The organism is Streptomyces sp. NPDC090077, from assembly GCF_044747545.1.
In the GTDB taxonomy this organism is placed as follows: Bacteria; Actinomycetota; Actinomycetes; order Streptomycetales; family Streptomycetaceae; genus Streptomyces.
Map to the genome: position 1 here is coordinate 1 of NZ_JBIVEG010000006.1, position 24,655 is coordinate 24,655.

A 24,655-nucleotide genomic window follows, 5' to 3' on the forward strand; every position below is an offset into this window, starting at 1 on the left:
ATCGCGAAGCGACGCGACCGAAGGGAGCGCCCTTGACAGGCCGGCACGAACCGGAAGGACGATGGGACTGACGGGAAGCCCCCAACCAGCTCTGATCCGGTCCAGGGGGCTACCGCCCCCAGCCCCACCCACCCGCACCCTGGGAGGCGGGTGGGCAGGCGCCGATCGACCGGCGGGGGTCGAGGGGGAGATAGCGGGCTCGCGCCCCGCCCCCCCCTACCGCCCCTGCAGCTTCGCCGAGCTCGTGCGGGTCGGGGGGAGCTGGTTGTAGAGGAGGCGGCCCGGGCATTCGGTGGCGAAGCCGTCGCGGTGGCCCGAGATGACGTTCAGCTTCACGTTGCTGCCCTTGGGGTAGCGGTTGCCGCCGCCGGACTTCAGGGTGGTCTTCGCCCGCGGGTCGGCGCCGAAGAGGCCCAGCTTCCAGGCCGTGAGGCGGGCCACCGCGTCCACCGCCGGGGCGGGCGGGGCGGTGGAGGAGTAGCTGCCGAGCACCGCGATGCCCATGCTGTTCGCGTTGAACCCCATGGTGTGCGCGCCGAGCACCGGCTTGGCGACTCCGCCCGCCCGGCCCTCGTAGACCGTCCCGCACTTGTCGACGGCGAAGTTGTAGCCGAAGTCCCGCCAGCCGCTGCTCACCACGTGGTAGCGGTACAGGCTCCTGAGCACCGCCGGGGCGTCCTTGCAGGCGTAGTTGTTGCCGGAGGCGGTGTGGTGGACGAAGGCCGCCTTGACGGTGCTGGTGTAGACGAAGCCGGTCTCGCGCAGGGACTCGTCGGCGCCCCAGCCGCGCCGGGTGACGATCTTCGGGCGGGGGCCGATGTACGGCGCGGCGGCCGCGGTGAGTTCGCCTTCGGCGGCGAAGGCGGCGTCGGCCGTGGTGTCCGCCTTGTTCAGTGCGGGGATCTCCAGTGCGCCGAGCGGGGCGTGCGGGAGGTTGGCGGAGGAGGCCTCCGCCGTCTCCATGGTCATGCCGGCCTGTACCGCGGTGTCGCCCTTGTCGTCGTCCGAGTCGTCCGAGGGGCGCTGCGCCGGGCGGGTCGTGGTGGTGCCGGAGCCGTTCTTGCCGTCGAGTACGGCGACGGGTGCCGCCGCGCCCGGGTCGACGAGCTCGATGCGCATGCCCGACGGCAGCCGGGACGCCGCCCGGGTGCCGGCGGTCTCCGCCTGGACGCGGACCTCCACTCCGTCGGAGGCTCCGACCCACAGGGGGGCGGTGCTGCCGCGGACGCGGCCGGTGCCGCGTTCCGTCGCGTCGGGGTCGGCGGCGTGTTCGCCGTTGTGGGTGTCGAGGTCCTGCCAGTCCGACCACTGCTGCGTGCCTGCCGCGCGGGTGCGGACCTGGACGCGGCCGACGAGCGGGGTGGTCACGTCGTCCCAGACGAGGCCGACCAGCGAGAACGTCTTGACCTCGCGCGCCGGAAGGCCCCGGGTCTCGGCCGGGTCCGGGGCGGCGCTCATGCCGGGCACGCCGGGGATGCGGGCGTCGGGGGGTGCCAGCGCGACGAGCGGCAGCGACTGGGTGGAGCCGGCGGGGTCCGCCGGGGCCGACTCGGCGAGGGCAGGGGTGGATAGCGCGAGCGGCAGGGCCAGTGCGGCAGCCGTCGCGACGCCGATGGAGGAAGCAAGGAATCCGCGCATGCAATCGATGCTGGGCACAGCCTCCACGAAACGCCATCGGAGAACTGACGCTCCGTCCGATGATCAGTGCGGCCGCCCGCCCCCGTACGGGGGAGCCGCCGCCCCCCGTACGGGGGACGGGCCCGCGTACGCTGGGCCGGGTGAACGCCACTGACCGCACCCCTGCCGACCTGCTGCGATCCGCGCTCGCCGCCGATCCGGGCCGCCCGCTCGTGACCTTCTACGACGACGCCACGGGCGAGCGCGTGGAATTGTCCGTCGCCACCTTCGCCAATTGGGTGGCCAAGACCGCCAATCTGCTCCAGGGCGACCTGGGCGCCGAGCCGGGCGACCGCCTGGCGCTGCTGCTCCCCGCGCACTGGCAGAGCGCCGTGTGGCTGCTCGCCTGCGCCTCGGTCGGGGTGGTGGCCGAGGTGGGCGGGGATCCCGCCGGGGCGGACCTGGTGGTGAGCGGGCCCGACACCCTGGAGGAGGCCCGCGCCTGCTCGGGCGAGCGGGTGGCGCTGGCGCTGCGTCCGCTGGGCGGGCGGTTCCCGCAGCCGCCGGCCGGGTTCGCGGACTACGCGGTGGAGGTACCGGGCCAGGGTGACCGGTTCGCGCCGTTCGCGCCGGTCGACGCCGACGGCCCGGGACTGGTGGTGGGCGGCGAGGAGCTGTCGTACGCGGACCTGGTCGCACGGGCGCGTGCGGACGCGGCCGGCCGGGGCGCCGGCGAGGGCGCCCGGGTGCTGTCGGGCCTGGGCTACGACAGCTGGGAGGGGCTGTCGGCCGGGCTGTACGGGGCACTAGCCACGGGCGGCTCGGTGGTGCTGTGCCGCAACCTGGACGCGCTGTCGCCCCAGGCGCTGGAGCAGCGCGTGGAGAGCGAGCGGGTCACCGTCAGGGTCTGACCGCACCCGGCCGGGCGGCGGCTCCGCTGCGATTTGTCACCCACATGGCCCTTGCCCGGCCCCTGCCCCCGGGCCCTCGACGTCACCCGGGGGCAGGATCGGCTCCAGGCCGTGCTCACCCGTACGGCTGGTCGCCGGCCAGGTGAGGGGACGGAGCGCGAGTGACGGGCAGCGCGGGCATACCGTACGGCTCCGGGGTGGCCGGAGGCAGTGGGACGCCTCCGCGCGGCCGGCGGCGCCGGCTGCTGCGCTGGATCGGGCTGGGGCTCGTGCTGCTGGTGCTGGCGGGGGCGGCGGCCGGCTGGTGGCTGTACGCGAAGCTGGACGGGAACATCACCGAGGACACGTCCGCCGAGGCCGAGCTGCGGCGCTACGAGCGCGAGCGCCCGGCGCACTTCGGCGCGGGCGCCCAGAACATCCTGCTGATCGGGTCGGACTCCCGGTCGGGCACGGCCAACTCGCGGTACGGGCAGGACGAGGGCACCCAGCGCTCGGACACCACGATCCTGCTGCACCTGCCGGCGGACCGCGGGAGCGCCACGGCCGTCTCCCTGCCCCGGGACCTGATGACGGAGATCCCGAGCTGCCTGAAGCCGGACGGCACCCGGACCGGTGAGCGGTTCGCGCAGTTCAACTGGGCCTTCCAGTGGGGCGGGGCCGCCTGCACGATCCGTACGGTCGAGCGGCTGACCGGTATCCGGATCGACCACCACATGGTGCTGGACTTCGGCGGGTTCAAGAAGATGGTGGACGCGGTCGGCGGGGTCGAGGTCTGTCTGAAGCGGCCGGTGGTGGACGAGGAGGCGCACCTGAGGCTCCCGGCGGGGCGCCAGCTGCTCCGGGGCGAGCAGGCGCTCGGGTTCGTCCGGGCCCGGTACGGTCTGGGCGACGGCAGCGACACCGAGCGGATGGAGCGTCAGCAGCAGTTCCTGGGTTCACTGGTGGAGAAGGTGCAGAGCAACGGGGTGCTGCTGAATCCGGCGCGGCTCTATCCGCTGCTGGACGCGGCCACCTCCTCGGTGACCACCGATCCGGGGCTGGCGTCGTTGCGGGGCCTGTATGAACTCGTACGGGGCGTACGGGACATACCGACCGACCAGGTCAAGTTCCTGACCGTGCCGCGTCGCCCGTTCGCGGCGGATCCGAACCGGGACGAGCTCGTGGAGCCCGACGCGGCGCGGCTGTTCGAGCAGCTGCGCATGGACCGGCCGGTGACGATCACCTCTCCGGAGGCCGATCCGCAGGTCCGACCGGAACCGGATCGGGCACCCGATCCGGAGCCTCTCGCGAGCTCCTCGGAACCGGTCCCGGAGGGGGCCGGACCGGCCACGGCCACCGGACCGGCGGCGGCTTCGCCGGAGCCCTCACCGGGGAAAAGCGGAAGCTCCGTGCCGACCGCTCCGGCGCCGACTTTCACGGGAACGACGGCGGCCGCGGCCGACTGCCGGTAAAGCAATCCAAAAGCCCGGGGTGCAACCGAGCCCGATGGGCGCTTTGGCCCGTTATAGAGAGAGTGGATTTTGTCACCAGCATGGTTTGGCGCTGACCTGGCCGGATAAGGTGAGCGATCCGGTGCACCGGCCGTGAAAGAGGCCGTGCACCAGCAGCCGGATCGTTGACCGCGTGCCTGGGGGGAGGCGCGTCGCGAAGCACCGACGGAGGATTCGAGCAACCGTGGATGCGCAAAGCCGTGGGCGGGCGGACGAGATCGACCCCGCAGACCAGTGGGTGCTCAATCCCCGCACCGGCAACTACGAACTGCGACTGGGAGATTCCGCTGCGCAGCAGCACACCGTCGCCGCGCCCCGCAGAACCCGCAGGAACGCCACGGCCCCCTCCGCGCCGACCGCCCCCTCCCCCGCCGTTCCCAAGCCCCGCCGTGGCGAGGGACCGTCCGGCGGGCGGCGCGGCGGGCGTCCCCGCAAGGGCGGCGGTCCGCCCCGGCGCCGCAAGGTCCTGGTGGCGACGGGCGGGACGCTGGCGCTGCTGCTGGTCGGCGGCGGGCTGGGTTCGTACCTCTACTACCAGCACCTGAACGGCAACCTCAAGGTCATCGACACCGGTGGCGTGGGCTCCGGTTTCAAGAAGGACCAGCCGATCAACATCCTGGTGATCGGCACGGACAAGCGCAGCGGCAAGGGCAACGAGGGCTACGGGGACGCGGAGAGCGTCGGCCACGCCGACACCACGATCCTCTTCCACGTGTCCAAGGACCGCACCAACGCGACGGCGCTGTCCATCCCGCGCGACCTGATCACCGACATCCCGGTCTGCCCGACGAAGCAGCCGAACGGTTCGGTGAAGGACGTTCCCGCCACCTCGGGCACCCGCTTCAACAACAGCCTGGGCCAGGAGGGGCGCGACCCGGGCTGCACGATGCGCACGGTCAAGCAGCTGACCGGCATCGAGGTCGACAACTTCATGATGGTCGACTTCAACGCGGTGAAGAGCCTGAGCACGGCGGTGGGCGGGGTGCCCGTCTGCGTGGAGAAGGACGTCAACGACCGGGATTCCAAGCTGAACCTGAAGGCGGGCGAGCACCGCCTCCAGGGCGAGATGGCGCTGGCCTTCGTACGGACGCGGCACGCGTTCGGCAACGAGAGCGACCTGGACCGGATCAAGACGCAGCAGCAGTTCCTCGGTTCGATGCTGCGGGAGATGAAGTCCAAGGAGACGCTGACCAGTCCGAAGAAGTTCGTGTCGCTGGCGGAGGCGGCCACCAAGTCGCTGACGGTGGACCAGGGGCTGGGGTCGATCGGCAAGCTGACCGATCTCGCCGGTGAGCTGAAGGACATCAACCTCAAGAACGTCACCTTCACCACGCTCCCGGTGCTCGACAACCCGAACGAGCCGGCGAACCGCAAGTCGACCGTCGTCCTCAACCCCTCGCAGGCCGAACCGCTGCTCCGGATGATCCGCGGGGACGTCTCGCTGACCGAGGTCGAGAAGAAGGAGGCGGCGGCGAAGGAGGCGGCCGACGCCGACGCCAAGAGCCGGCAGGACGCGGTGCTCCAGGGCAACCGCGCGCCGGCGGGGGACGTCAGGGTGGACGTGTACAACGGCGGCGGTCCCCCGGGATCGGCCTCCACTACCCTGACCTGGCTACAGAACGCCAAGGGCGTCCTCAAGGCCAGCAACCACGGCAACGCCTCCACCCGGCTCGGGGCCACCCAGCTGGAGTTCGCCCCGAACCAGGCCGACCAGGCGCGGGCGCTGGCGGACATGATGGGGCTGTCCGGTGCGGCCCTGAAGATGGGGTCCGTGGACGCGGGTCCGAGGACGCCGATGAAACTGACGCTGGGCTCCGACTTCAAGGAGCCCGGCAAGCCGCTCGGTGCGCCGGAGACTCCGCAGCAGGCGCCCGAGGGGCTCCAGCGGGTCGAGGCGGACAAGGCGGTCTGCGCGAAGTGAGCGGTCCGCACCACGTGGGCGGACGGCTGTTACGGCACAGCACGGCACCAGTACCACCGAATCTTTCCGACCGACCGGCGTATGACGGGCGGTAGCCGGTAGGACCGGCACGATACCGACCAGTAGTGATCTTGAGGGGGGACGCGTGAAGCACAGCAGCGTGCGGGGGGAGGGGGCGCCCGACCAGGCCGCCGACGGCATATCCGACGGCGAGCAGAAGACCGCCGCATCGGTGCCCCCGCCCCGGAAGGGCTCGGACGCGTCCGAGCCCGCGGAGAGTGGGATACCGGTCCGGCGGCGGCGCCGCCGGGTGCTGTTCTGGGTGGCGTCCGTCATGGCGTTCCTGATCCTGGGGACCTCGGCGGCCGGGTACCTCTACTACCGCCATCTCAACGGCAACATCCGCAGCGGGCAGCGCCTGAGCGGGGACAGCAGCGTGGAGAAGACCCACGCGAACGCCAAGGGCCAGCGGCCGCTGAACATCCTGCTGATCGGCTCGGACAGCCGCAACAAGCCGGAGAACGTCGAACTCGGCGGCAGCCGCGACACCGTGGGCAACGCCCCGCTCGCGGACGTGCAGATGCTGCTGCACGTCTCGGCCGACCGGCAGAACGCCTCCGTGGTGAGCATCCCGCGCGACACCCGGGTCGAGATACCCGAGTGCACGGACCCGAAGAGCGGCGAGAAGTTCAAGAAGACCCGGGCGATGATCAACGAGTCGCTCGGCCGCGGCGGCCCCGGCTGCACGCTGGCCACCTGGGAACGGCTGACGAACGTCTACATCGACCACTGGATGATGATCGACTTCTCCGGTGTGGTGCAGATGGCCGACGCGGTCGGCGGCGTCCCGGTCTGCGTCAAGGACAACGTCTGGGACCGGCCCCTGGCCACCTCCGGCGGCGGCTCCGGCCTCAAGCTCCAGAAGGGCACGACCCGGGTCAAGGGCGAGCAGGCCCTCCAGTGGCTGCGCACCCGGCACGCCTTCAGCAGCGACCTGGGCCGGGCGCAGGCCCAGCACATGTACATGAACTCGATGATGCGCGAGCTCAAGAGCCAGAACGCGTTCACCGACGTCGGCCGCATCACGGCGCTGGCCGAGGCCGGCACCAAGGCGCTGGAGGTCTCCGAGGAGATCGGCTCGGTCAAGAAGCTCTACAACCTGGCCATGCAGCTCAAGGACGTGCCGACCAACCGCATCACGATGACGACGATGCCGACCTTCCAGGACCCCTCGGACCCGGACCGCCTCGTCGTCAACCCGGCGGACGCCGACAAGCTGTGGACGATGCTCCGCAAGGACGTGGCCTTCGACAAGAACGGCACCCCGACGGCCCCGGAGAGCCCCTCCGCGCAGGCCTCGGCCTCGGCCTCGGCCTCCGCCCCCGCCCCGGGGGCCTCGCAGTCCGCGCAGCCGGGCCAGTCGGCTCAGCCGGGCCAGCCGAGCCAGGGGGCGTCGGCGCAGCCGTCGACCGCCCCGGACAAGATCCAGGTCAACGTGGTCAACGGCACCGCCGTGGAGAAGATGCCGCTGGCACCCCGGCGGGCGAACGTGGTGGCGGACGCCCTGGTCTCCAAGGGCTTCACCGGGGCCCGCGCGGACAGCGCGCTGACCCCGGAGAAGACCACCGTGGTGCGCTACCCGAGCCCCGACCTGGCCGACGAGGCGCAGAGCGTGGCGGCGGCCATGGGCATCCCGGGCACCGCGGTGCAGCAGTCGGCGGACGTCTCCCGGATCACCCTGGTCGTCGGTGCCGACTGGCGCGACGGCGCCGTCTACCCGCAGCAGGCGCCGCCGGAGGCCGGTTCCGTGCCGGACACGGCCGACGCCCTCAACGGTTCGGACACCGGGGCCTGCATGGAGGTCTACAAGCCGTACCGCTGGTGAGCCGGGCGGATTGAACGCGAAGGGGTGACCCGGTCCGTGGAGGACCGGGCCACCCCTTCCGTCGTTCCGCCCCGCCCGGATCCCGGGCGGGCGGGCGGTGTCAGACCTGCGAGCGGTCCCGGGCCGGGACCGCGGGCCGGCGGCTCTCGATGACCTTGCGGGCCAGCGAGCGCGGGCTGGTGAGGAAGCCGAAGCCCCAGGACATGTGCATGGTCGCGAGGGCGACGGGGATCTGCGCCCGGGCCTTCAGCGGCAGTCCCCGGCCGGCGGGGACGGATCCGGCGGTGATCGCCGCGAGGTAGCCGGCCGGGACGGCGAAGGCCCACGGGGTGACGGTCGCGCCCGCGACGAGACCGGCCGCGATCGCGCAGACGGCGGTCGGCGGGGCCAGGTAGCGCAGGTTGATGGAGCCCGGGTGGTAGCGGGCCACGACGTGGCGCCAGCGGCCGTAGTCCTTGTACTGCTTGGCCAGGGCCCGTACGGAGGGCCTCGGGCGGTACTGGACCTTCAGCTCGGGCGAGAACCAGATGAGCCCGCCCGCCTCGCGGATGCGGAAGTTCAGCTCCCAGTCCTGGGCGCGGATGAACTCCTCGTTGTACCCGCCCTGCTGTTCCAGGGCCTCGCGGCGGAAAACGCCGAGGTAGACGGTCTCCGCCGGGCCGGCCTGGCCGCCGGTGTGGAAGGCCGCGTTGCCGACGCCGATCTTCGAGGTCATCGCGGCGGCGACGGCCTGCTCCCAGGCGTTCTCGCCCTCGGCGTGCATGATGCCGCCGACGTTCTGCGCACCGGTCTCCTCCAGGAGGCGGACGGCGGTGGCGATGTAGTCCGGGGAGAGCATGCCGTGGCCGTCGACGCGGACGACGATCGGGTGGCGGGAGGCCTTGATCGCGGCGTTGAGGGCGGCGGGGGTCCGTCCGGTGGGGTTGGGGACGGTGTGGACGCGGGCTCGTCCATTGGACGCGGTCTCGCGCACGAGCTCGGCGGCGATCTCGTCGGTGCGGTCCGTGGACGGCCCGAGCGCGATCACCACCTCCATCTCGCCTGCGTACTCCTGTCCGAGGATGTGCCGGACGGAGTCGCGCAGATGGCGCTCCTCGTTGAGCACCGGCATGATCACCGAGACTGCGGGCTGCTGGGCGGGCATGTCGTCCTTCACGGTCGGGTATCGGTGTCACGTTACCGCGTACGGGGGAACCGGGTGCGCGGCGGACGAGCGGTACGGACAGAGGCTGATCGTATGGGCCTACTGTTCTGACAAATCTGCCCGATGTGCCGGCCGGGCGGCATCGTGAACGAACGGCCGGCTCCGTCCCCCTGCCGTCCCCCGCGGAGGTGTCCACCGTGCCCCAGCCGCACCGTCCCACCCCACCCGCCAGGCCCTCCCAGCCGCAGCGTGCGCGCGGCGGCGGCCACCGGGGCCGGCGCCGGGAGGGCCGCCCCCGGTGGGGGGTGCGGATCGCGGCGGGCCTGTCGCTGGTGGTGCTGGGCTCCGGGGCCGTCGGGCACGCGGTGATGACCGGCCTGGACACCGGGATCGAACGGGTCGACCCCTTCAAGGACATGAAGAACCGCCCGCAGGCCGGACACGGGATGAACTTCCTGCTCGTCGGCACCGACGGGCGGGACCGGATCAGCCCGGAGGAGAAGCGCGCGTACCGCCTCGGCGGCGCCCCCTGCCACTGCACCGACACGATCATGCTGGTGCACCTCTCCGCCGACCGGGAGCGGGCCAGCGTCGTCAGCCTGCCCCGCGACAGCTACGCCGAGCTGCCCGCGCACCGCGACCCCGTGACCGGCAAGCCGCACCGGCCCCACCCCGTGAAGCTCAACGCGGCCTACGCGGAAGGCGGGCCGAACCTGACCGTGCGCACCGTGGAGAACATGACCCGGGTCAAGATCGACCACTACCTGGAGGTCGACTTCAGCAGCTTCATGAAGACCGTCGACGCGATGGGCGGCGTGGAGATCTGCACCGCCAAGGCCCTGCACGACCAGAACACCGGCCTGGACCTGCTGCCCGGCACGCACCGGCTGGGCGGCGGCCAGGCCCTGCAGTACGTGCGCTCCCGCCATGTCGACGGGGCCTCCGACCTGGGCCGCATGCAGCGCCAGCAGCGGTTCGTCGCCGCCCTCGTCAAACAGGCCACCGGGGGCGGGGTGCTGCTCAACCCGGTGAAGTTCAAGGAGGTCAGCGCCACCCTGCTGGGGTCCGTGCGGGCCGACCGGGACTTCGGGTCGGAGCAGATGCTGGCCCTGGGGCAGGCCATGCGCGGCTTCACGCCCTCCTCGTCCGAGTTCGCCTCGGTGCCGGTCGGGGACGCCGCGTACCCGGTGAAGGGCATCGGCTCGACGGTGAAGTGGGACGGGCCGAAGGCCGACCGGCTCTTCGAGTCGCTGCGCCAGGACCGCCCGCTCGCCCCGCCCCGGCCCGGCGGCGGTCCGGGCGGGCGGCAGCGGCCCGCCGCCGTGCCGGTGGACGTGCCGCCGCAGCAGATCCGGGTCCAGGTGGAGAACGGGACCCGGATCGACGGGCTCGGCGGCCGGGTGGACGAGGCCCTGCGCGCCACCGGCTTCGACACCACCCGCGCCCCGGGCAACGGCGCCAGCCGCGACGTGCGGCGCACGGTGATCGCGTACGACCCGCGCTGGGACCGTTCCGCGCGCACGGTGGCGGCCGCGCTGCCGGGCAGCGAGCTGCGCGCGGTCGCCGGGCAGGGCCGCACGGTGCTGGTGACGGCCGGGTCGGAGTACCGCAAGGTGGTGCCGGTGCGGGCCGAGGACCCCTACCAGGGCGGCGGGGCCGCCCAGGCCGTCACCGGCGACCAGGTGGTGTGCGGGCCCTAGGGGTGTCCGCCTAGGCGGCGCGCTCCAGCAGGGTGACGCTCAGGCCGCGGACCGTCTTGCTCTCGACCACCTTGTAGTGTCCGCGCAGCGCGTCGGCCTGCTCCTTCGGGAGCTTGTGGAACGGGTCCTTCGTGCCGCTCCAGGTGACCACCCACACCCGCGGGGTGGCGCGCAGGCAGTCCACGGGCCGGGCGCACTCCTGCGGGAACAGGTCGTCGCTGTCGAGCGCCGAGCGCTCCGCGAAGACGTCCCGGAGCCGGACGCGCTCCGGCAGGAAGTACTCCACCTGGAAGTCGATCATGAAGACCCGGTCGGCGCCGCGGACCGGCACGAAACCGTCCCCGGGCCGGTAGCCCTTGGTGATGAGCTGCGCCGCGGCCTGGCCGTCGAGGCCGACCCTGGCCCACTCGGTGCGCATCTGCCGCTGGTCGGGCAGGCCGAGGAGGACCAGCGCCGCCAGCAGGAGCGCCCCGGCCCGCAGCGGCCGCAGCGCGGCCAGGGCGGCGGCCGCGAGCACCACCCAGGCGGGCAGGGTGAAGAGCAGGTAGCGGTCCATGAAGTACGAGGTGCTGCCCTGCGAGACCACCCAGGCGGCCCCGATCGGGGCGGCGCCGACGAGCAGGAGCTCCACGGCGGGCCGCCGGCCCCGGCTCCACGCGAGCGGGAGCAGCACCAGTGCGGCGAGGGCGAGGCCGATGGTCGGGGAGCCGAAGAGGTTGTTCCAGAGGTCGGCGACGCTCCGCAGGTGCGGGGTCTTGATCCAGCCGATCTGGCGGCCCGCCTGGCTCTGGCCCAGCAGCACCAGCGGCACGACGGGGAGCAGGGCGACGGCCACGGTCGCCGCGTAGGCGACGACGGTGCGCCCGCGGCGGTCCCGCCACCAGCGGCCGAGCACGATCAGGCCGTGCGGCAGCAGGAAGAGCAGGGACACCACGTGGAACAGCCCGGCCGCGGCCACGGCGAGGGCGTACGGGGCCCAGCGCCGCAGGACCGGCCGCTCCAGCGCCCGCATCAGCAGCCAGGTCGCGGCGCTGACGGCGAGTACGACGAAGGCGTACGACCGCGCCTCCTGGCCGTACCGGGAGACGGCGGGCACGAAGGCGAAGAGCAGCCCGGTGAAGACGGCCGTGCGGCGGTCGAAGAGCGTGCGGGCCGTCAGGACGGCGAAGGCGGCGGCGCCGGCCATGGCGAGCGCCGACGGGAGCCGGAGCATGGCGGTGGAGTCCCCGAAGACGGAGATCCAGCCGTGCAGCAGGAGGTAGTAGAGGCCGGAGACGGCGTCGACGTGCCCCAGCATGTCGATCAGCTCGCCGGTGCTGCGCGAGGCGGCGTTCCAGCTGGCGAGCTCGTCCCGCCAGGGCTGCGCCCGGCCGATCCCGACGGCGGCGACGGCGAGCGTCAGCAGGGCGGCCCACAGCCAGTCGTAGCGGGCCGGGAGGGCGCGGCGGGAGGCCGCCACGGGCTCCTCGTCCGTCCCGGCGCGTCGGCGCCCGGCCGGACCGGCCGGGGAGTCGGGCAGCGTGCGTGCGGAGGTCATCGGGTGGAAGCGCCTTCTGCGGGAACGGCAGGGCGCTCGGTGGTCGCGGCGCGGCTGCGTACGGGTGGGTCGGACTTCGGCAGGGCCAGGCCGGGGGCGTCGAGCATGCGCCGCATGAGGGCGGACAGGGGCCGCTCGGCGTACCGGTGCACGAGCCAGGAGAGCACGAGGAGGGCGGTGAGGACGGCGCCGAGGGTCGGCCAGGCGCCCATTCCGAGGTTGCGGAACCAGCGGATCAGGGCGAAGCCGATCTCCTGGTGCAGCAGGTACACGGGGTAGGTGAGCGCGCCGGCGGTGGTGAGCCACTTCCACTGGATGCGGTCGAAGGCGCCCATGGCCGCGGCCAGCACGACGGCGTAGGCGATCAGGCAGACGACCACCATGACCTCCCAGCTGATCGCGTGCATCACGCCGTACTTGAAGCTGTTGCCCGTGCCCACCAGCTGGTGCTGGGCCACCAGGAACGTGAACCCGACCGAGGCGAGGAGCAGCCAGTTCGCACCGAACCGGTAGATCAGGTACATGATGACGCCGCCGATGAAGTACGGCGCGTACTCGGGCATGACGAACAGTTCCAGCATCTTCATGTCCGTGCCCGGGACCACGACCGACAGGACCATCCAGATCCCGCAGAAGACCAGCACCCGGCGGTAGGTCAGGCCGAGGGCCACCACGAAGGCGAAGATCAGGTAGAAGCGCAGCTCGACCCAGAGGGTCCAGTAGACCGGGTCCACCTCGGCCACGCCGAGCGGCTGCTGGAGCATCGTCATGTTGGACAGGAAGTCACCGAGCGTCAGGTGGCCACGCGTCGGGCGGGCCGTCGCGGCGTAGTTGACGACCAGGCCGGTCAGCAGGATGGCGACCCAGTACGCGGGGAAGAGGCGCACGACGCGTGAGGTGAAGTACTGCCGGGGCGTACGCCCCCAGCAGGACATGCAGATGACGAAGCCGCTGATCAGGAAGAACAGCTGGACGCCGAGGAAGCCGTAGGCGCTGAACGCGTGCAGCACGGGCATCAGCTTCTCGGGGGTCCCGCCCCACACCGTCGGGTAGCGGTTGACGCCGACCCAGTGGAAGAGGACCACCATCAGCGCGGCCACCAGGCGCAGGCCGTCCAGGGCGCGCAGGCGCGGCCGGCGGACCGCGGCCGTGCCCGAGCCCGAGCCCGTGCGCGGGCCGGGTATGGCCTGCAGGGACTTCGGATCCAGCGGTGGCGGTGCGACCTTCGACATCGTGAGTGCATCTCCGCGGCAGCGACTGGTGGGGGGCCACGCCACCGCCCTGTTACCGGGCGGTCGGACGTCAGCGGAGGAGTCTACGTGCGGCCCGCTTCGTCAGCCGAATGGATCATTCCCCCAGGCCCTCGGCGGCCCGCCGCTCGCGGAGCTCGGTGATCGCCTGGCGGCGGGCGAGGCGGTGGGTGCGGCGGATCTGGGCCTCCTGGTAGCGGCGCTCGTCCTGCTCGGTCTCCGGGAGCACCGGCGGGACCCGGCGCGGCTTGCCGTCGGCGTCCACCGCCGTGAAGACGAGGTAGGCGCTGCCGACCTGGGTGGCGGGGCTCGACTCGTTCCACCGCTCCGCGAGGACCCGTACGCCGACCTCCATCGAGGTGCGGCCGGTCCAGTTGACCTGGGCCCGGACGTGGACCAGGTCGCCGACGCGGACCGGGGCGAGGAAGGCCATCTCGTCCATGGAGGCGGTGACGGCGGGCCCGCCGGAGTGGCGTCCGGCCACGGCGCCGGCGGCGTCGTCCACCAGCTTCATGATCACGCCGCCGTGCACGGTGCCGAGCAGGTTGGTGTCGTTGGCCGTCATGATGTGGCTGAGGGTGGTCCGGGACGCCGAGATCGGCTTGCCCTCGGGTGCGTCCGGTATCTGTGTCATGCAAATACCTTAAGTGCGGTCCGAAGGCATCAGGTGTGCAACAGGCGCGGTACGAAGCACGGACCGGGGTGTCGGGCGGTGCTCCCGGGCGGGCATCCTTGTGCGCATGAGTGACTGGGACGGGTACGGCGAGCGCGATGCGCGGGGCCGCCGCGATGACGGGTACGGGCGCGGCGGCGGGCAGGCGCAGCCGGACGGGGCGCAGCGGATGCCCCACGTCCAGCGGCAGCCGCAGCAGCGGCAGCCGCAGCGCCCGGCGCGTCCGCCGGTGCCGCCGCAGTCCCCGCCGCCGGGCGGGCGTCCCGGCGGCCGTCCGGGGTACGGGGTGCCGCCGCAGCAGGCGCAGGGGCCCGACTCCGCGTACGACAGCGGCTACAACACCGGCCAGGTGTACGGGCGTCCCGCGGGCCCCGGGGGCGGCGGACCGGGCGGGCGTCCGCCGGGCGGTCCGGGGCGGCCGCAGGGGCCGGCGCCGGACTGGCGCAAGCGGATCAAGATCGGTTCGATCGCGGTGGTCTCCGTGCTCCTCGTGACCGGCATCGGCACCTACTTCTGGGCGGACTCCCAGGTGCGCCGCGAGGTCGACCTGGCGAAGGTCATCGAGCGCCCGAAGGAGGGCGACTGCACCACGTACCTGATCGTGGGCTCCGACAGCCGCGAGGGGATGTCCGACGAGGAGAAGAAGAAGCTCCACACGGGCTCCGCCGAGGGCAAGCGCACCGACTCGATGATGATCCTGGCGAAGTGCTCCAGCGGGAACACGATGATCTCGCTGCCGCGCGACTCGGACGTGGAGATCCCGTCCTTCGTCGGCTCCCAGTCGGGCAAGAAGTTCCCCTCGCAGAAGCGCCGGGTCAAGCTCAACGCCGCGTACGCGGAGGACGGGCCGGAGCTGCTGGTGCGGACGGTGGAGTTCAACACCGGCCTGCGCATCGACCACTACGCCGAGATCGGCTTCGCCGGCTTCGCGAACATCGTCGACGCGCTCGGCGGGGTGGAGCTGAACATCGAGCAGGCGTTCAAGGACGAGAAGTCGGGCGCCGACTTCAAGGCGGGCAAGCAGACCCTCAACGGCGAGCAGTCCCTCGCGTTCGTCCGCACCCGGTACGCGTTCGCCGAGTCGGACCTCCAGCGGACGAAGAACCAGCAGAAGTTCCTGTCGGCGCTCGCGAGCCAGGCGGCGACCCCGGGCACGGTCCTCAACCCCTTCTCCCTGTACCCGGTCATGGGGGCCGGCCTGGACACGCTGATCGTGGACAAGGACATGGGGCTGTGGGACATGGGGCAGATGTTCTTCGCGATGAAGGGCATCAGCGGCGGTGACGGCGTGTCGATGAACATGCCGATCTCGGGCGAGCGCGGCGGCAACCTGGTCTGGGACAAGGCGAAGGTGCAGCAGCTGGTCAAGGAGATCCAGAACGACCAGAAGGTGACCGTCAAGGGGCAGTGAGGCATCGGCCGGACGGGTGAGGGCCGGGCGTTCGCTTGGTCACTCCCTGTGGACAGTCCGGCTGTTTCTCGCAAGACTGTTGCGGCCCGGACGCCCGGGGGAAGGCGCGAACGGGCCCGTGAACCGGCGCGGCCGTAAGAAATTCGGGCACGCGTCCGCCTGCCCGTGGAGCCTCCATGTCCCTGCATCCGTCCCCGCGCGTCGTCGAAGACCGGCGGGAGGACGGCGACCGCCCCCTTGTGCTGTCCCCCCGACAGGGTCGGGGAACCCCACCGGGACCCACGTCGGCCGCGCGGCCGCCCCGGCTGCGCGTGCTGGACGGGCTGCGGATCCTCGCGGCCGTGCTGGTGCTGGTGCACCACTACACCCGGCAGGAGGTGTGGGGGCGGGACGCCTTCGGGTGGCTGACGATGGTCGGCCGGTACAGCTGGATGGGCGTGGAGCTGTTCTTCATGATCAGCGGCTTCGTCATCTGCATGTCGGCCTGGGGGCGGCCGCTGGGCGGCTACCTGCGCAGCCGGGTGGTCCGGCTGGGGCCCGCGTACTGGTTCTGCGTGCTGGTCACCATGGGGGTGATGCTGGCCGTCCAGAAGCCCTTCGGCGGGGCCGGGCCGGGGCTGAGCCAGGTGCTCACCAACCTGACGATGGTGCAGACCCCGCTGGGCAGCGCTCCGATGGACGCCTCGTACTGGACCCTGTGGTCCGAGGTCCGCTTCTACCTGATCTTCGCCGTGGTCGCGTGGACGGGGCTGACGTACCGCAAGGTGCTGAACTTCTGCTGGATCTGGACGGTGGCCTCGCTGCTGGCGCCCGGCTCCGGGCTGCCGGTGCTCCAGGTGCTGGCGAACCCGACCTACTCGCCGCTGTTCGTCTCCGGCATCTGCTTCTACCTGATCCGCCGTGAGGGGGCGCGCGCGGGCGAGCCGTGGGCGCTGCTGCTGTTCTCCTGGCTGCTGATGCAGCGCTGGCTGAACGACATCGTCCAGTGGAACACCGTCAAGGGCGACCGGCTGTCCTGGGAGATGTGCCTGCTCGTCGTGACCCTGTGCTACCTGGTGATGGCCGCGGTGGCCCTGGGGTGGCTGGACCGGGTCGACTGGCGCTGGCTGTCGGTCGCGGGGGCCATGTCGTACCCGCTGTACCTGCTGCACCAGCAGATCGGGGTGACCCTGCTGACGCAGTGGCACAAGGACGTCGAGCCGTGGACGCTGCTGCTGTCGGCGATGGCCGTGATGCTGCTGGCGTCCTGGCTGATCCAGCGGTTCGTGGAACGGCCGGCGGCACGCAGGCTGAAGCGCTTCCTGGAGACCCGGCCGGCGGGGCGGGTCTGAGCACGCGGAAGGGGCACCCCCTCGGGGGTGCCCCTTCCACGAAGACCGGGTGCGGTTACTTCTTCTTGCCGGCGGCCGCGCGGAGCTTCCACGGCATGGCGATGGACTCCAGCTGGACGGCCAGGTTCATCTTGGACTCGCCGACGGTGCGGTCCTCGAAGTGGATCGGGACCTCCATCACCTGGAAGCCGCGGCGCAGGGCCTTGAACTTCATCTCCACCTGGAAGCTGTAGCCGGCGCTGCCGATCGACGCGAGGTCGATCGCCTTGAGCGCGTCGGCGCTCCACAGGTTGAAGCCGCCCGTGATGTCGCGGACGCGGGTGCCCAGGATGGTGCTCGCGTACGCGTTGGCCCAGCGGGAGAGCAGCTTGCGGTGCGCGCCCCAGGCGTCGGACAGGGTGCCGCCCGGCACGTAGCGGGAGCCGACGACGAGACCGGCGCCGGTGGAGCGGGCGACGCCCAGCATCTCGGCGATCTTGCCGGCCGGGTGGGAGCCGTCGGCGTCCATCTGGAGCACGTACTCGGCGCCGTCCTCGACGGCCTTGGCCATGCCGGCCGCGTAGGCGCGGCCGAGGCCGTCCTTGGCGGTGCGGTGCAGGACGGACATGCGGGGCTTGCCGTCCTCGGTGAGGAAGCCCTCGGCGAGCTCGTCGGCGATCTTGCCGGTGCCGTCGGGCGAGGAGTCGTCGACGATCAGCAGGCGCAGGCCCGGCTGGTCGAGACCCATGAGCAGCTCCACCATGCCCGGCAGGTTGCCCGCCTCGTTGTAGGTGGGCATGACCACGGTGAGCGGCGTGTCCGCCCAGGTGTCGGGGAGCTTGGTGGTTGCGACGTCGGTCGTGCGGGGAGTCTGCTGCTCGCCTATCACAGGTTGTGCCTCACTGAAGTTGGTCACCGGTCGGAGGAGAAACGGACGGCGGCGTCGGGCAGTTCAGCCTCGCACCACACCCGCACCCCTGCGCGAAGTTCGTTGTCAGCCCCCACGACGGCCCCGTCGCCGATGACCGCGCCCGTCACCACCGTGCGCGTCCCCACCGAGGCGCCTGCGCCGATGAGGCTGGCGCTCACCACCGTGTCCGCGCCGAGGATCGCGCCGTCCAGCACGATGGAGCCCTGGACGACAGCACCCGATGCGATCCGGGCGCCGGCACCCACAACGGTACCGCCCGAGAGCTTGGCGCCCTCCGCCACCTCGGCGCCGGGGAGCACGAGTGCCTCGCCGCGCGGGCCGGGGACGGCCGGGGAGGAGACGACGCCGCGCACGAGGTCGGCGGAGGCCTGGACGAAGGACTCGGGCTTGCCGAGGTCCAGCCAGTAGGTGTCCTCGGTGACGCCGTGCAGCTTGGCGCCGGAGGCGAGCAGGCCCGGGAAGGTCTCGCGCTCGACGGACACCGGACGGCCGGCCGGGATGGAGTCGATCACGCTGCGGCGGAAGACGTAGCAGCCGGCGTTGATCTGGTCGGTGATGATCTCCTCGGGGGTCTCCGGCTTCTCCGTGAAGGCCAGCACCCGCCCCTCGGAGTCGGTGGGGACCAGGCCGAAGGCACGCGGGTCCTCGACGCGTACGAGGTGCAGGGAGACGTCGGCGTCGGCCGCCCGGTGCGAGTCGACCAGGCCGGCGATGTCGAGACCGGTGAGGATGTCGCCGTTGAAGACGAGGACCGGGGAGTCCGGGCCGCCCGTCAGTCGCTCCGCGGCGTTGCGGATGGCGCCGCCCGTGCCCAGCGGCTCGTCCTCGACGACGTATTCGAGGGTGATGCCGAAGTCGGAACCGTCGCCGAAGTAGGGCTCGAAGACCTCGGCGAGGTAGCAGGTGGCCATCACGATGTGCGTGACACCGGCGGCTGCGGCCCTGGCTATCTGGTGGGCGAGGAACGGGACGCCCGCTGCCGGAACCATCGGCTTGGGGGTGTTCACCGTCACGGGGCGCAGTCGCGTCCCCTGCCCGCCGACCAGCAGGATCGCTTCCGTCATTTTGTTCTCTCCCCAACCGGTTCGGGCGTACGAAGCTTCAAAGTTAGCCCATCCCGGGCGGTGCAAAGCCCGGAGGCGGGCCGGGCGGTCCGCCCGCGGCAACGTTCCGGTTACGGCGGGTTCCTCACTCTGCGCGTGCGCGGGGGCCCGTCCGTCCCCTCTATATGTACGGCGTACGGGCTGCTCGGCCGAAGACCCGCTGCTCAGCGGCGAAACCCCGGCCGCGGCGGCCGCCCGGGCGCGTCGGACGGCGCGGCCGGGCGGGGCGCCTCGCCCGCGAGGGGGGCCCGGCGGCCCGCCGGGGGCGCGCGTCCGCGGCCCGGCCGCCCGCTGGATCGGAATCGTTACAAAGGAGGGCGCACGGAAAGGCCCCCGGCGGATGCGGGGGCCTTTCGCGTGCGTACGGGCCGGACTGCCCTACGGCAGGTTGCGCGCCATGACGATGCGCTGGACCTGGTTGGTGCCCTCGTAGATCTGGGTGATCTTGGCGTCGCGCATCATGCGCTCGACCGGGTAGTCGCGGGTGTAGCCGTAGCCGCCGAGGAGCTGGACGGCGTCCGTGGTGACCTCCATGGCGACGTCGGAGGCGAAGCACTTGGCCGCGGCGCCGAAGAAGGTCAGGTCGGAGTCGACGCGCTCCGACTTGGCGGCGGCCGCGTAGGTCAGCTGGCGGGCGGCCTCGATCTTCATGGCCATGTCCGCGAGCATGAACTGGACGCCCTGGAAGTCGCCGATCGGCTTGCCGAACTGCTTGCGCTCCTGGACGTAGCCCTTGGCGTAGTCCAGCGCGCCCTGGGCGATGCCGAGGGCCTGGGCGGCGATGGTGATGCGGGTGTGGTCGAGGGTCTTCATCGCGGTGGCGAAGCCGGTGCCCTCGGCGCCGATCATGCGGTCGGCGGGGATGCGGACGTTGTCGAGGTAGACCTCGCGCGTCGGGGAGCCCTTGATGCCGAGCTTCTTCTCCGGGGCGCCGAAGGAGACGCCCTCGTCGGACTTCTCTACGACGAAGGCGCTGATGCCCTTGGAGCGCTTCTCCGGGTCGGTGACGGCCATGACCGTGTAGTAGTCGGAGACGCCCGCGTTGGTGATCCAGCGCTTGACGCCGTTGAGCACCCAGAAGTCGCCGTCGCGCACCGCGCGGGTCTTCATGCCGGCCGCGTCGGAGCCCGCGTCGGGCTCGGAGAGGCAGTAGGAGAACATGCCGTCGCCCTTGGCCAGCGGGCCGAGGTACTTGGCCTTGAGCTCCTCGGAGCCCGAGAGGATCACCGGGAGCGAGCCGAGCTTGTTCACGGCCGGGATGAGGGAGGAGGAGGCGCAGACGCGGGCCACCTCCTCGATCACGATCACGGTGGCGAGGGCGTCGGCGCCGGCGCCGCCGTAGGTCTCGGGCACGTGGACGGCGTGCAGGTCGTTGGCGACCAGGGCGTCGAGGGCCTCCTGCGGGAAGCGGGCCTCCTCGTCGACCGCGGCCGCGAACGGGAGGATCTTCGCCTCGCAGAGCGCGCGGACGGACTCGCGGAGCATGTCGTGCTCCTCGGCCGGGCGGTACAGGTCGAAGTCGGCAGAACCCGCCAAGATCTCTCACTCCCCAAGGTCACGCGCCGTCGGGCGGCGACAGCCGTGTGTCGCTGCCGCACGCCCGGCGCGGGATGCTAACTACCGTTAAGTAACCCAAATTCTAGTTCCCGGCGTCCGTACAGCGATATGCGGCGCGTACGTGAGCTGCGTGACAGCCGGATGCTCCTGGGAACGTCCCCCCGGACCGCCCCGACTATGCTCGGGGGCCGCAAACGGCCCCGCACCTCTGGAGCATCCATGGCCCCCCTCAAGATCACCGTGATCGGTACCGGCTACCTGGGCGCCACCCACGCCGCGGCCATGGCGGAACTCGGCTTCGAGGTGCTGGGCCTGGACGTGGTCCCGGAGAAGATCGCGATGCTGGCCGCCGGGCGGGCCCCGATGTACGAGCCGGGGCTGGAGGAACTGCTGGCCAAGCACGCGGAGGGGCTGCCGGGGTCCACCGGGCGGCTGCGGTTCACGCAGTCGTGGGAAGAGGTCGGCGCGTTCGGCGACGTCCACTTCGTGTGCGTGAACACCCCGCAGAAGCACGGCGAGTACGCCTGCGACATGTCGTACGTGGACGCGGCGTTCGAGTCCCTGGCCCCGCACCTGGACCGGCCCGCGCTGGTGGTCGGCAAGTCGACGGTCCCGGTGGGCTCCGCCGCCCGGCTCGCGGTGAAGCTGGCGGAACTGGCCCCGGCGGGTGCGGACGTGGAGCTCGCCTGGAACCCGGAGTTCCTGCGCGAGGGCTTCGCCGTGCAGGACACCCTGCACCCCGACCGGATCGTCATCGGCGTCCGGGGCGAGCGCGCCGAGAAGGTACTGCGCGAGGTGTACGAGACCCCGATGTCCGAGGGCAGCCCGCTGGTGGTCACCGACTTCCCGACCTCGGAACTGGTCAAGACGGCCGCGAACTCCTTCCTGGCCACCAAGATCTCCTTCATCAACGCGATGGCGGAGGTCTGCGAGGCCGCGGGCGGCGACGTGGTCAAGCTGGCCGAGGCCATCGGCCACGACGAGCGGATCGGCTCGAAGTTCCTGCGCGCCGGGATCGGCTTCGGCGGCGGCTGCCTGCCGAAGGACATCCGCGCCTTCATGGCCCGCGCCGGTGAACTGGGCGCCGACCAGGCCCTGACCTTCCTGCGCGAGGTCGACTCCATCAACATGCGCCGCCGCGGCCACATGGTCGAGCTGGCCCGCGAGGCCGTCGGCGGCTCCTTCCTCGGCAAGCGGGTCGCCGTCCTCGGCGCCACCTTCAAGCCCGACTCCGACGACGTCCGAGACTCCCCCGCGCTCAACGTCGCCGGGCAGATCCACCTCCAGGGCGGCCAGGTCACCGTCTACGACCCCAAGGGCATGGACAACGCCCGCCGGGTCTTCCCCACCCTCGGCTACGCGGACTCCGCGCTCGCGGCGGCCCGCGGCGCCGAGGTCGTCCTGCACCTCACCGAGTGGCGCGAGTTCCGCGACCTCGACCCCGCCGAGCTCGGCGCCGTCGTCACCGACCGGCTCGTCCTGGACGGGCGGAACGCGCTGGACCCCGCGCGCTGGCGCGCGGCGGGCTGGACGTACCGCGCGATGGGACGCCCCCAGGCGTAGCCCCGCCCCCGTCCCAGGCGTAGGGAATCCCGGGCGCGGCGGGCTGAACAGGGCGTACACCCATACCCACTTTTGAAGGATCTCAGTCAAGAAAGTGGAATAAATGACTGGGTAGACTCTGCGCCGATGACCACGACCAGCAGCCCCCCAGCCCACCCGACCGCCTCCGCGACGGCGACGCCCGCCCCGCACGGCCGGCGGGCATCCTTCGAAGCGGCCGTCCGGGGACGCGGCGCCCTGCTGGGCATCGCCGGCTTCTGGCTGGCCAGCCGGGCCGCGATGCTCTGGATGCTCGTCAACGACTTCTTCAGCTCGAACGTCGTGCGCGTGGAGGTCACCGCGACCTACCACAACTGGTACAACGTCCTGGTCACCTGGACGCTGCCGCAGAACGACATCATGTGGCAGTACCCCCCGGCCGCCGCGGCGATCTTCCTCTCGCCCGACCTGCTGCCGTTCCTCACCTACTTCCAGGCCTTCGTGGCCCTGACGGTGCTGTGCGACGGCGTGGTCCTGCTCGGTCTCCTCCGGGCGGCGCGCAGGAGCGACGGCAGCATGGCCGGCGCCCTGGTGTGGCTGGTGACGCTGCCGATGATGATGGCGACCCCGTTCGCCCGCTACGACATCCAGGTGACCCTGCTCGCGGTCTTCGCCCTGCTCGCCCTGCGCAACCGCCCCAAGCTCGGCGGGGTCATCGCCGGCATCGGCGCGATGGTCAAGGTGTGGCCGCTGCTGACCCTGCTCGGCACCCCCCGCGGCAAGTCGACGCGGGACGCCTTCGTCGCGGCCGCGCTGTCCGGCGCCGCGCTGCTCGCCGTCTTCGCGCTGCTGTTCCGCGACACGCTCGGCTTCCTCGGGAACCAGGGCGACCGCGGCGTGCAGGTCGAGTCCCTCGGCGGCTCCGCGCTGATGGCGGCCAGCCGCCTGGACCTGTGGCCCGGCAACATCAACTTCCAGTACGGCGCCTTCGAGTACGTCGGCCCGTACGTGCCGGCCATCGCGCGGGCCTCGCTCGGCCTGACCGTGGTCGGCTTCCTGCTGCTCCTGCTGTGGCGCGTGCGGGCCAACCGCTGGTCGAGCGCGACGCCCTTCGACGCCGCACTCTGCGCGATCATGGTCTTCACGGTCACCAGCCGCGTCATCAGTCCGCAGTACATGATCTGGCTGCTCGGCCTCGCCGCCGTCTGCCTGACCTCCAGGAACACCACCCAGCGTCCGATCGCCTGGCTGCTCGTCGCCGCCAACGCGCTGACCACGCTGATCTTCCCGGTCTGGTACGGCTCGGACATCCTCACCACCAGCACGCTCGGCACGGTCCTGCTGTGCGCGCGCAACGGGCTCCTGCTCTACGCCACGGTGTGGTCCATGGTCCGGCTGTGGAAGGCGACCGTCCTGCCGAAGCGGGCACCGGCCTCCCTCTAGGGCGTTCTGCGGTGCTGGGCGGCGCGGGCCGTGAACTCCGCGTCGCGCAGCACCCTCTGGGCGTTGCCCCAGGTCAGCAGTGCCAGATCGGCCTCCGACCAGCCCCGTTCCAGGAGTTCCGCCAGCAGCCGCGGGTAGCCCGAGGGGTCCGTCAGGCCGGTCGGGCGGGGGCCGCCCCGCTCGGCGCCGAAGGAGGCGCCGAGTCCGACGCCCTCCGGGCCCGCGATCGCCCGTACGTGGTCCAGGTGGTCGGCGACCGCGTGCAGGGAGTCCCCGGTCCGCGCGGTGTCGAAGGTGACCATCGCCAGTCCGTTCGCCGCCCGCAGCGCGAGCAGCACCTCGTCCGTGACGTTGCCCGGATGCCGGGTGAGGGCGGCGGCCCCGGTGTTCGAGATGATCACCGGCGCCTTGGACGCCGCCGCGAGCTGGCAGGCCGCGGCCGGCGGGCAGCCCGTCAGGTCCAGCAGCATCGCCAGCCGGTTCACCTCCTTGACCACCTCGTGGCCGAAGGCCGTCAGGCCCTCCTCGGCCCAGGGGGCGCCCGCGGGGGCGAGGAGGCGCACGCCCAGCGCGTGGAAGGCCCGCAGCGCGCCGAGGGAGTCGGTGAGCGTACTTCCGGGCACGGGTCCCAGGAACGAGGCGATCCGGCCCCGGTTGCGGGCGTCGGCCATGTCGTCGGCGCTCAGCGCGAGGCACAGGCTGTCGGAGTAGCGGCGCATCAGGGACCGCGCCACGTCGATCTGTTCGAGGGTGTCGGACACCACCTGGTCGGCGGCCGCGCCCTCGCGCGGCCGGCCCGGGGGCACGAGCAGGGTCCAGAACTGGGCGCCCACCCCGCCGGCGCGCAGCCGCGGGATGTCGGTGTCGACGCCGGTGTCCGGGGTGTCGATGTCGTGGTACGGACTCTGGCGCAGGGTCCAGACGAGGGTGTTGCACCCGTCCGCGACGGGATGGACGGCCAGCAGCGCGGCCGCGCGGTCCAGGGCGCCGCCCGCGAGGACGGGGGCGGGTACGGGGACGTCTTCGGCTCCGACGCCCACGGAGTGGGGTTCGTCCTGCAGGTCGGCCATGGCAGTGGCTCCGGTCTCGGCGGCAGCAGGGAGAGAAGATGGTGCCACCGTGACACGTGGGGCGCCGGGGCCGCCCGGCGGATGTGGCGTTCGGGTGGTGGCCCTGCCTCCGGCGGGCTCCGAGGGGGTGGGGCGGGCCCGCGGCCGGCCGGGGTCCGGG

Annotated in this window: 18 protein-coding genes; 9 read left to right on the forward strand and 9 right to left on the reverse strand. The window is 72.1% G+C overall.

Annotation, left to right across the window (positions count from 1 at the left end; genetic code table 11):
• Positions 1–216: 216 nt before the first annotated feature.
• Positions 217–1,638, reverse strand: coding sequence for a peptidoglycan recognition protein (locus tag ACIPW5_RS12465; RefSeq protein WP_401243878.1), 1,422 nt, complete (start codon positions 1,636–1,638; stop codon positions 217–219).
• Between the two features lie 140 nt (positions 1,639–1,778).
• On the opposite strand from ACIPW5_RS12465, the gene ACIPW5_RS12470 reads away from it, so the two are divergent.
• The 4 genes from ACIPW5_RS12470 to ACIPW5_RS12485 all read left to right on the forward strand — a co-directional run bounded on the left by ACIPW5_RS12470 (position 1,779) and on the right by ACIPW5_RS12485 (position 7,824).
• A complete protein-coding gene (locus tag ACIPW5_RS12470; protein ID WP_401243879.1) occupies positions 1,779–2,528 on the forward strand; it encodes a TIGR03089 family protein in 750 nt (249 codons plus the stop codon).
• Between the two features lie 161 nt (positions 2,529–2,689).
• Entirely contained in the window at positions 2,690–3,979 is a 1,290-nt protein-coding gene (locus ACIPW5_RS12475) for an LCP family protein (RefSeq protein WP_401243881.1), read from the forward strand.
• A 223-nt stretch (positions 3,980–4,202) separates the two neighbouring features.
• Positions 4,203–5,939 carry an LCP family protein gene (locus ACIPW5_RS12480; protein WP_401243883.1) on the forward strand — a complete coding sequence of 579 codons (1,737 nt, stop codon included), beginning with the start codon at positions 4,203–4,205 and terminating at the stop codon, positions 5,937–5,939.
• Positions 5,940–6,273: 334 nt separating this feature from the next.
• On the forward strand, positions 6,274–7,824 hold the full coding sequence (locus ACIPW5_RS12485; RefSeq protein WP_401244364.1) for an LCP family protein: 1,551 nt from the start codon (positions 6,274–6,276) through the stop codon (positions 7,822–7,824).
• 100 nt (positions 7,825–7,924) lie between these two features.
• Here the strand turns inward: ACIPW5_RS12485 and ACIPW5_RS12490 are convergent, their stop codons facing one another.
• A complete protein-coding gene (locus ACIPW5_RS12490; RefSeq protein WP_401243885.1) occupies positions 7,925–8,968 on the reverse strand; it encodes a glycosyltransferase family 2 protein in 1,044 nt (347 codons plus the stop codon).
• A gap of 305 nt (positions 8,969–9,273) precedes the next feature.
• Here ACIPW5_RS12490 and ACIPW5_RS12495 point away from each other — a divergent pair, with 305 nt between their 5' ends.
• On the forward strand, positions 9,274–10,668 hold the full coding sequence (locus ACIPW5_RS12495) for an LCP family protein (protein WP_401244366.1): 1,395 nt from the start codon (positions 9,274–9,276) through the stop codon (positions 10,666–10,668).
• Positions 10,669–10,678: 10 nt separating this feature from the next.
• Here the strand turns inward: ACIPW5_RS12495 and ACIPW5_RS12500 are convergent, their stop codons facing one another.
• The 3 genes from ACIPW5_RS12500 to ACIPW5_RS12510 all read right to left on the reverse strand — a co-directional run bounded on the left by ACIPW5_RS12500 (position 10,679) and on the right by ACIPW5_RS12510 (position 14,089).
• The gene (locus ACIPW5_RS12500; RefSeq protein ID WP_401243886.1) at positions 10,679–12,205 is read right to left on the reverse strand and encodes a glycosyltransferase family 39 protein; all 1,527 of its coding nucleotides are present in this window, start codon (positions 12,203–12,205) and stop codon (positions 10,679–10,681) included.
• The gene (locus ACIPW5_RS12505) at positions 12,202–13,437 is read right to left on the reverse strand and encodes an acyltransferase family protein (RefSeq protein WP_401243888.1); all 1,236 of its coding nucleotides are present in this window, start codon (positions 13,435–13,437) and stop codon (positions 12,202–12,204) included. Before ACIPW5_RS12505 ends, ACIPW5_RS12500 begins: the two co-directional genes overlap by 4 nt.
• A gap of 115 nt (positions 13,438–13,552) precedes the next feature.
• Entirely contained in the window at positions 13,553–14,089 is a 537-nt protein-coding gene (locus ACIPW5_RS12510) for an acyl-CoA thioesterase (protein ID WP_401243889.1), read from the reverse strand.
• A gap of 106 nt (positions 14,090–14,195) precedes the next feature.
• Between ACIPW5_RS12510 and ACIPW5_RS12515 the strand changes: the two genes are divergently transcribed.
• Positions 14,196–15,539, forward strand: coding sequence for an LCP family protein (locus tag ACIPW5_RS12515; RefSeq protein WP_401243891.1), 1,344 nt, complete (start codon positions 14,196–14,198; stop codon positions 15,537–15,539).
• Positions 15,540–15,715: 176 nt separating this feature from the next.
• A complete protein-coding gene (locus ACIPW5_RS12520) occupies positions 15,716–16,870 on the forward strand; it encodes an acyltransferase family protein (protein ID WP_401243893.1) in 1,155 nt (384 codons plus the stop codon).
• Between the two features lie 55 nt (positions 16,871–16,925).
• On the opposite strand, the gene ACIPW5_RS12525 is transcribed toward ACIPW5_RS12520, so the two are convergent.
• The 3 genes from ACIPW5_RS12525 to ACIPW5_RS12535 form a co-directional block, all read right to left on the reverse strand.
• Entirely contained in the window at positions 16,926–17,738 is an 813-nt protein-coding gene (locus ACIPW5_RS12525) for a polyprenol monophosphomannose synthase (RefSeq protein ID WP_401244368.1), read from the reverse strand.
• A 23-nt stretch (positions 17,739–17,761) separates the two neighbouring features.
• Positions 17,762–18,844: a sugar phosphate nucleotidyltransferase gene (locus ACIPW5_RS12530; protein ID WP_401243895.1), complete on the reverse strand. Its 1,083-nt coding sequence runs from the start codon at positions 18,842–18,844 to the stop codon at positions 17,762–17,764.
• Positions 18,845–19,261: 417 nt separating this feature from the next.
• Positions 19,262–20,419: an acyl-CoA dehydrogenase family protein gene (locus ACIPW5_RS12535; protein WP_365146144.1), complete on the reverse strand. Its 1,158-nt coding sequence runs from the start codon at positions 20,417–20,419 to the stop codon at positions 19,262–19,264.
• 240 nt (positions 20,420–20,659) lie between these two features.
• On the opposite strand from ACIPW5_RS12535, the gene ACIPW5_RS12540 reads away from it, so the two are divergent.
• On the forward strand, positions 20,660–22,003 hold the full coding sequence (locus tag ACIPW5_RS12540) for a UDP-glucose dehydrogenase family protein (protein ID WP_401243897.1): 1,344 nt from the start codon (positions 20,660–20,662) through the stop codon (positions 22,001–22,003).
• 126 nt (positions 22,004–22,129) lie between these two features.
• Positions 22,130–23,425, forward strand: a complete 1,296-nt coding sequence (locus ACIPW5_RS12545; protein WP_401243899.1) for a glycosyltransferase 87 family protein — start codon at positions 22,130–22,132, stop codon at positions 23,423–23,425.
• Here the strand turns inward: ACIPW5_RS12545 and ACIPW5_RS12550 are convergent.
• The gene (locus tag ACIPW5_RS12550; protein WP_401243901.1) at positions 23,422–24,495 is read right to left on the reverse strand and encodes a membrane dipeptidase; all 1,074 of its coding nucleotides are present in this window, start codon (positions 24,493–24,495) and stop codon (positions 23,422–23,424) included. The two genes, ACIPW5_RS12545 and ACIPW5_RS12550, sit on opposite strands and share 4 nt — an antisense overlap.
• Between the last annotated feature and the right edge of the window lie 160 nt (positions 24,496–24,655).

Coding starts and splice junctions, on each gene's coding strand:
- ACIPW5_RS12485 (WP_401244364.1), top strand. CDS start 6,274: ATGGCGTTCCTGATCCTGGGGACCTCGGCGGCCGGGTACCTCTACTAC.
- ACIPW5_RS12550 (WP_401243901.1), bottom strand. CDS start 24,495: ATGGCCGACCTGCAGGACGAACCCCACTCCGTGGGCGTCGGAGCCGAA.
- ACIPW5_RS12505 (WP_401243888.1), bottom strand. CDS start 13,437: ATGTCGAAGGTCGCACCGCCACCGCTGGATCCGAAGTCCCTGCAGGCC.
- ACIPW5_RS12510 (WP_401243889.1), bottom strand. CDS start 14,089: ATGACACAGATACCGGACGCACCCGAGGGCAAGCCGATCTCGGCGTCC.
- ACIPW5_RS12540 (WP_401243897.1), top strand. CDS start 20,660: ATGGCCCCCCTCAAGATCACCGTGATCGGTACCGGCTACCTGGGCGCC.
- ACIPW5_RS12520 (WP_401243893.1), top strand. CDS start 15,716: ATGTCCCTGCATCCGTCCCCGCGCGTCGTCGAAGACCGGCGGGAGGAC.
- ACIPW5_RS12545 (WP_401243899.1), top strand. CDS start 22,130: ATGACCACGACCAGCAGCCCCCCAGCCCACCCGACCGCCTCCGCGACG.
- ACIPW5_RS12465 (WP_401243878.1), bottom strand. CDS start 1,638: ATGCGCGGATTCCTTGCTTCCTCCATCGGCGTCGCGACGGCTGCCGCA.
- ACIPW5_RS12490 (WP_401243885.1), bottom strand. CDS start 8,968: ATGCCCGCCCAGCAGCCCGCAGTCTCGGTGATCATGCCGGTGCTCAAC.
- ACIPW5_RS12515 (WP_401243891.1), top strand. CDS start 14,196: ATGAGTGACTGGGACGGGTACGGCGAGCGCGATGCGCGGGGCCGCCGC.
- ACIPW5_RS12500 (WP_401243886.1), bottom strand. CDS start 12,205: ATGACCTCCGCACGCACGCTGCCCGACTCCCCGGCCGGTCCGGCCGGG.
- ACIPW5_RS12530 (WP_401243895.1), bottom strand. CDS start 18,844: ATGACGGAAGCGATCCTGCTGGTCGGCGGGCAGGGGACGCGACTGCGC.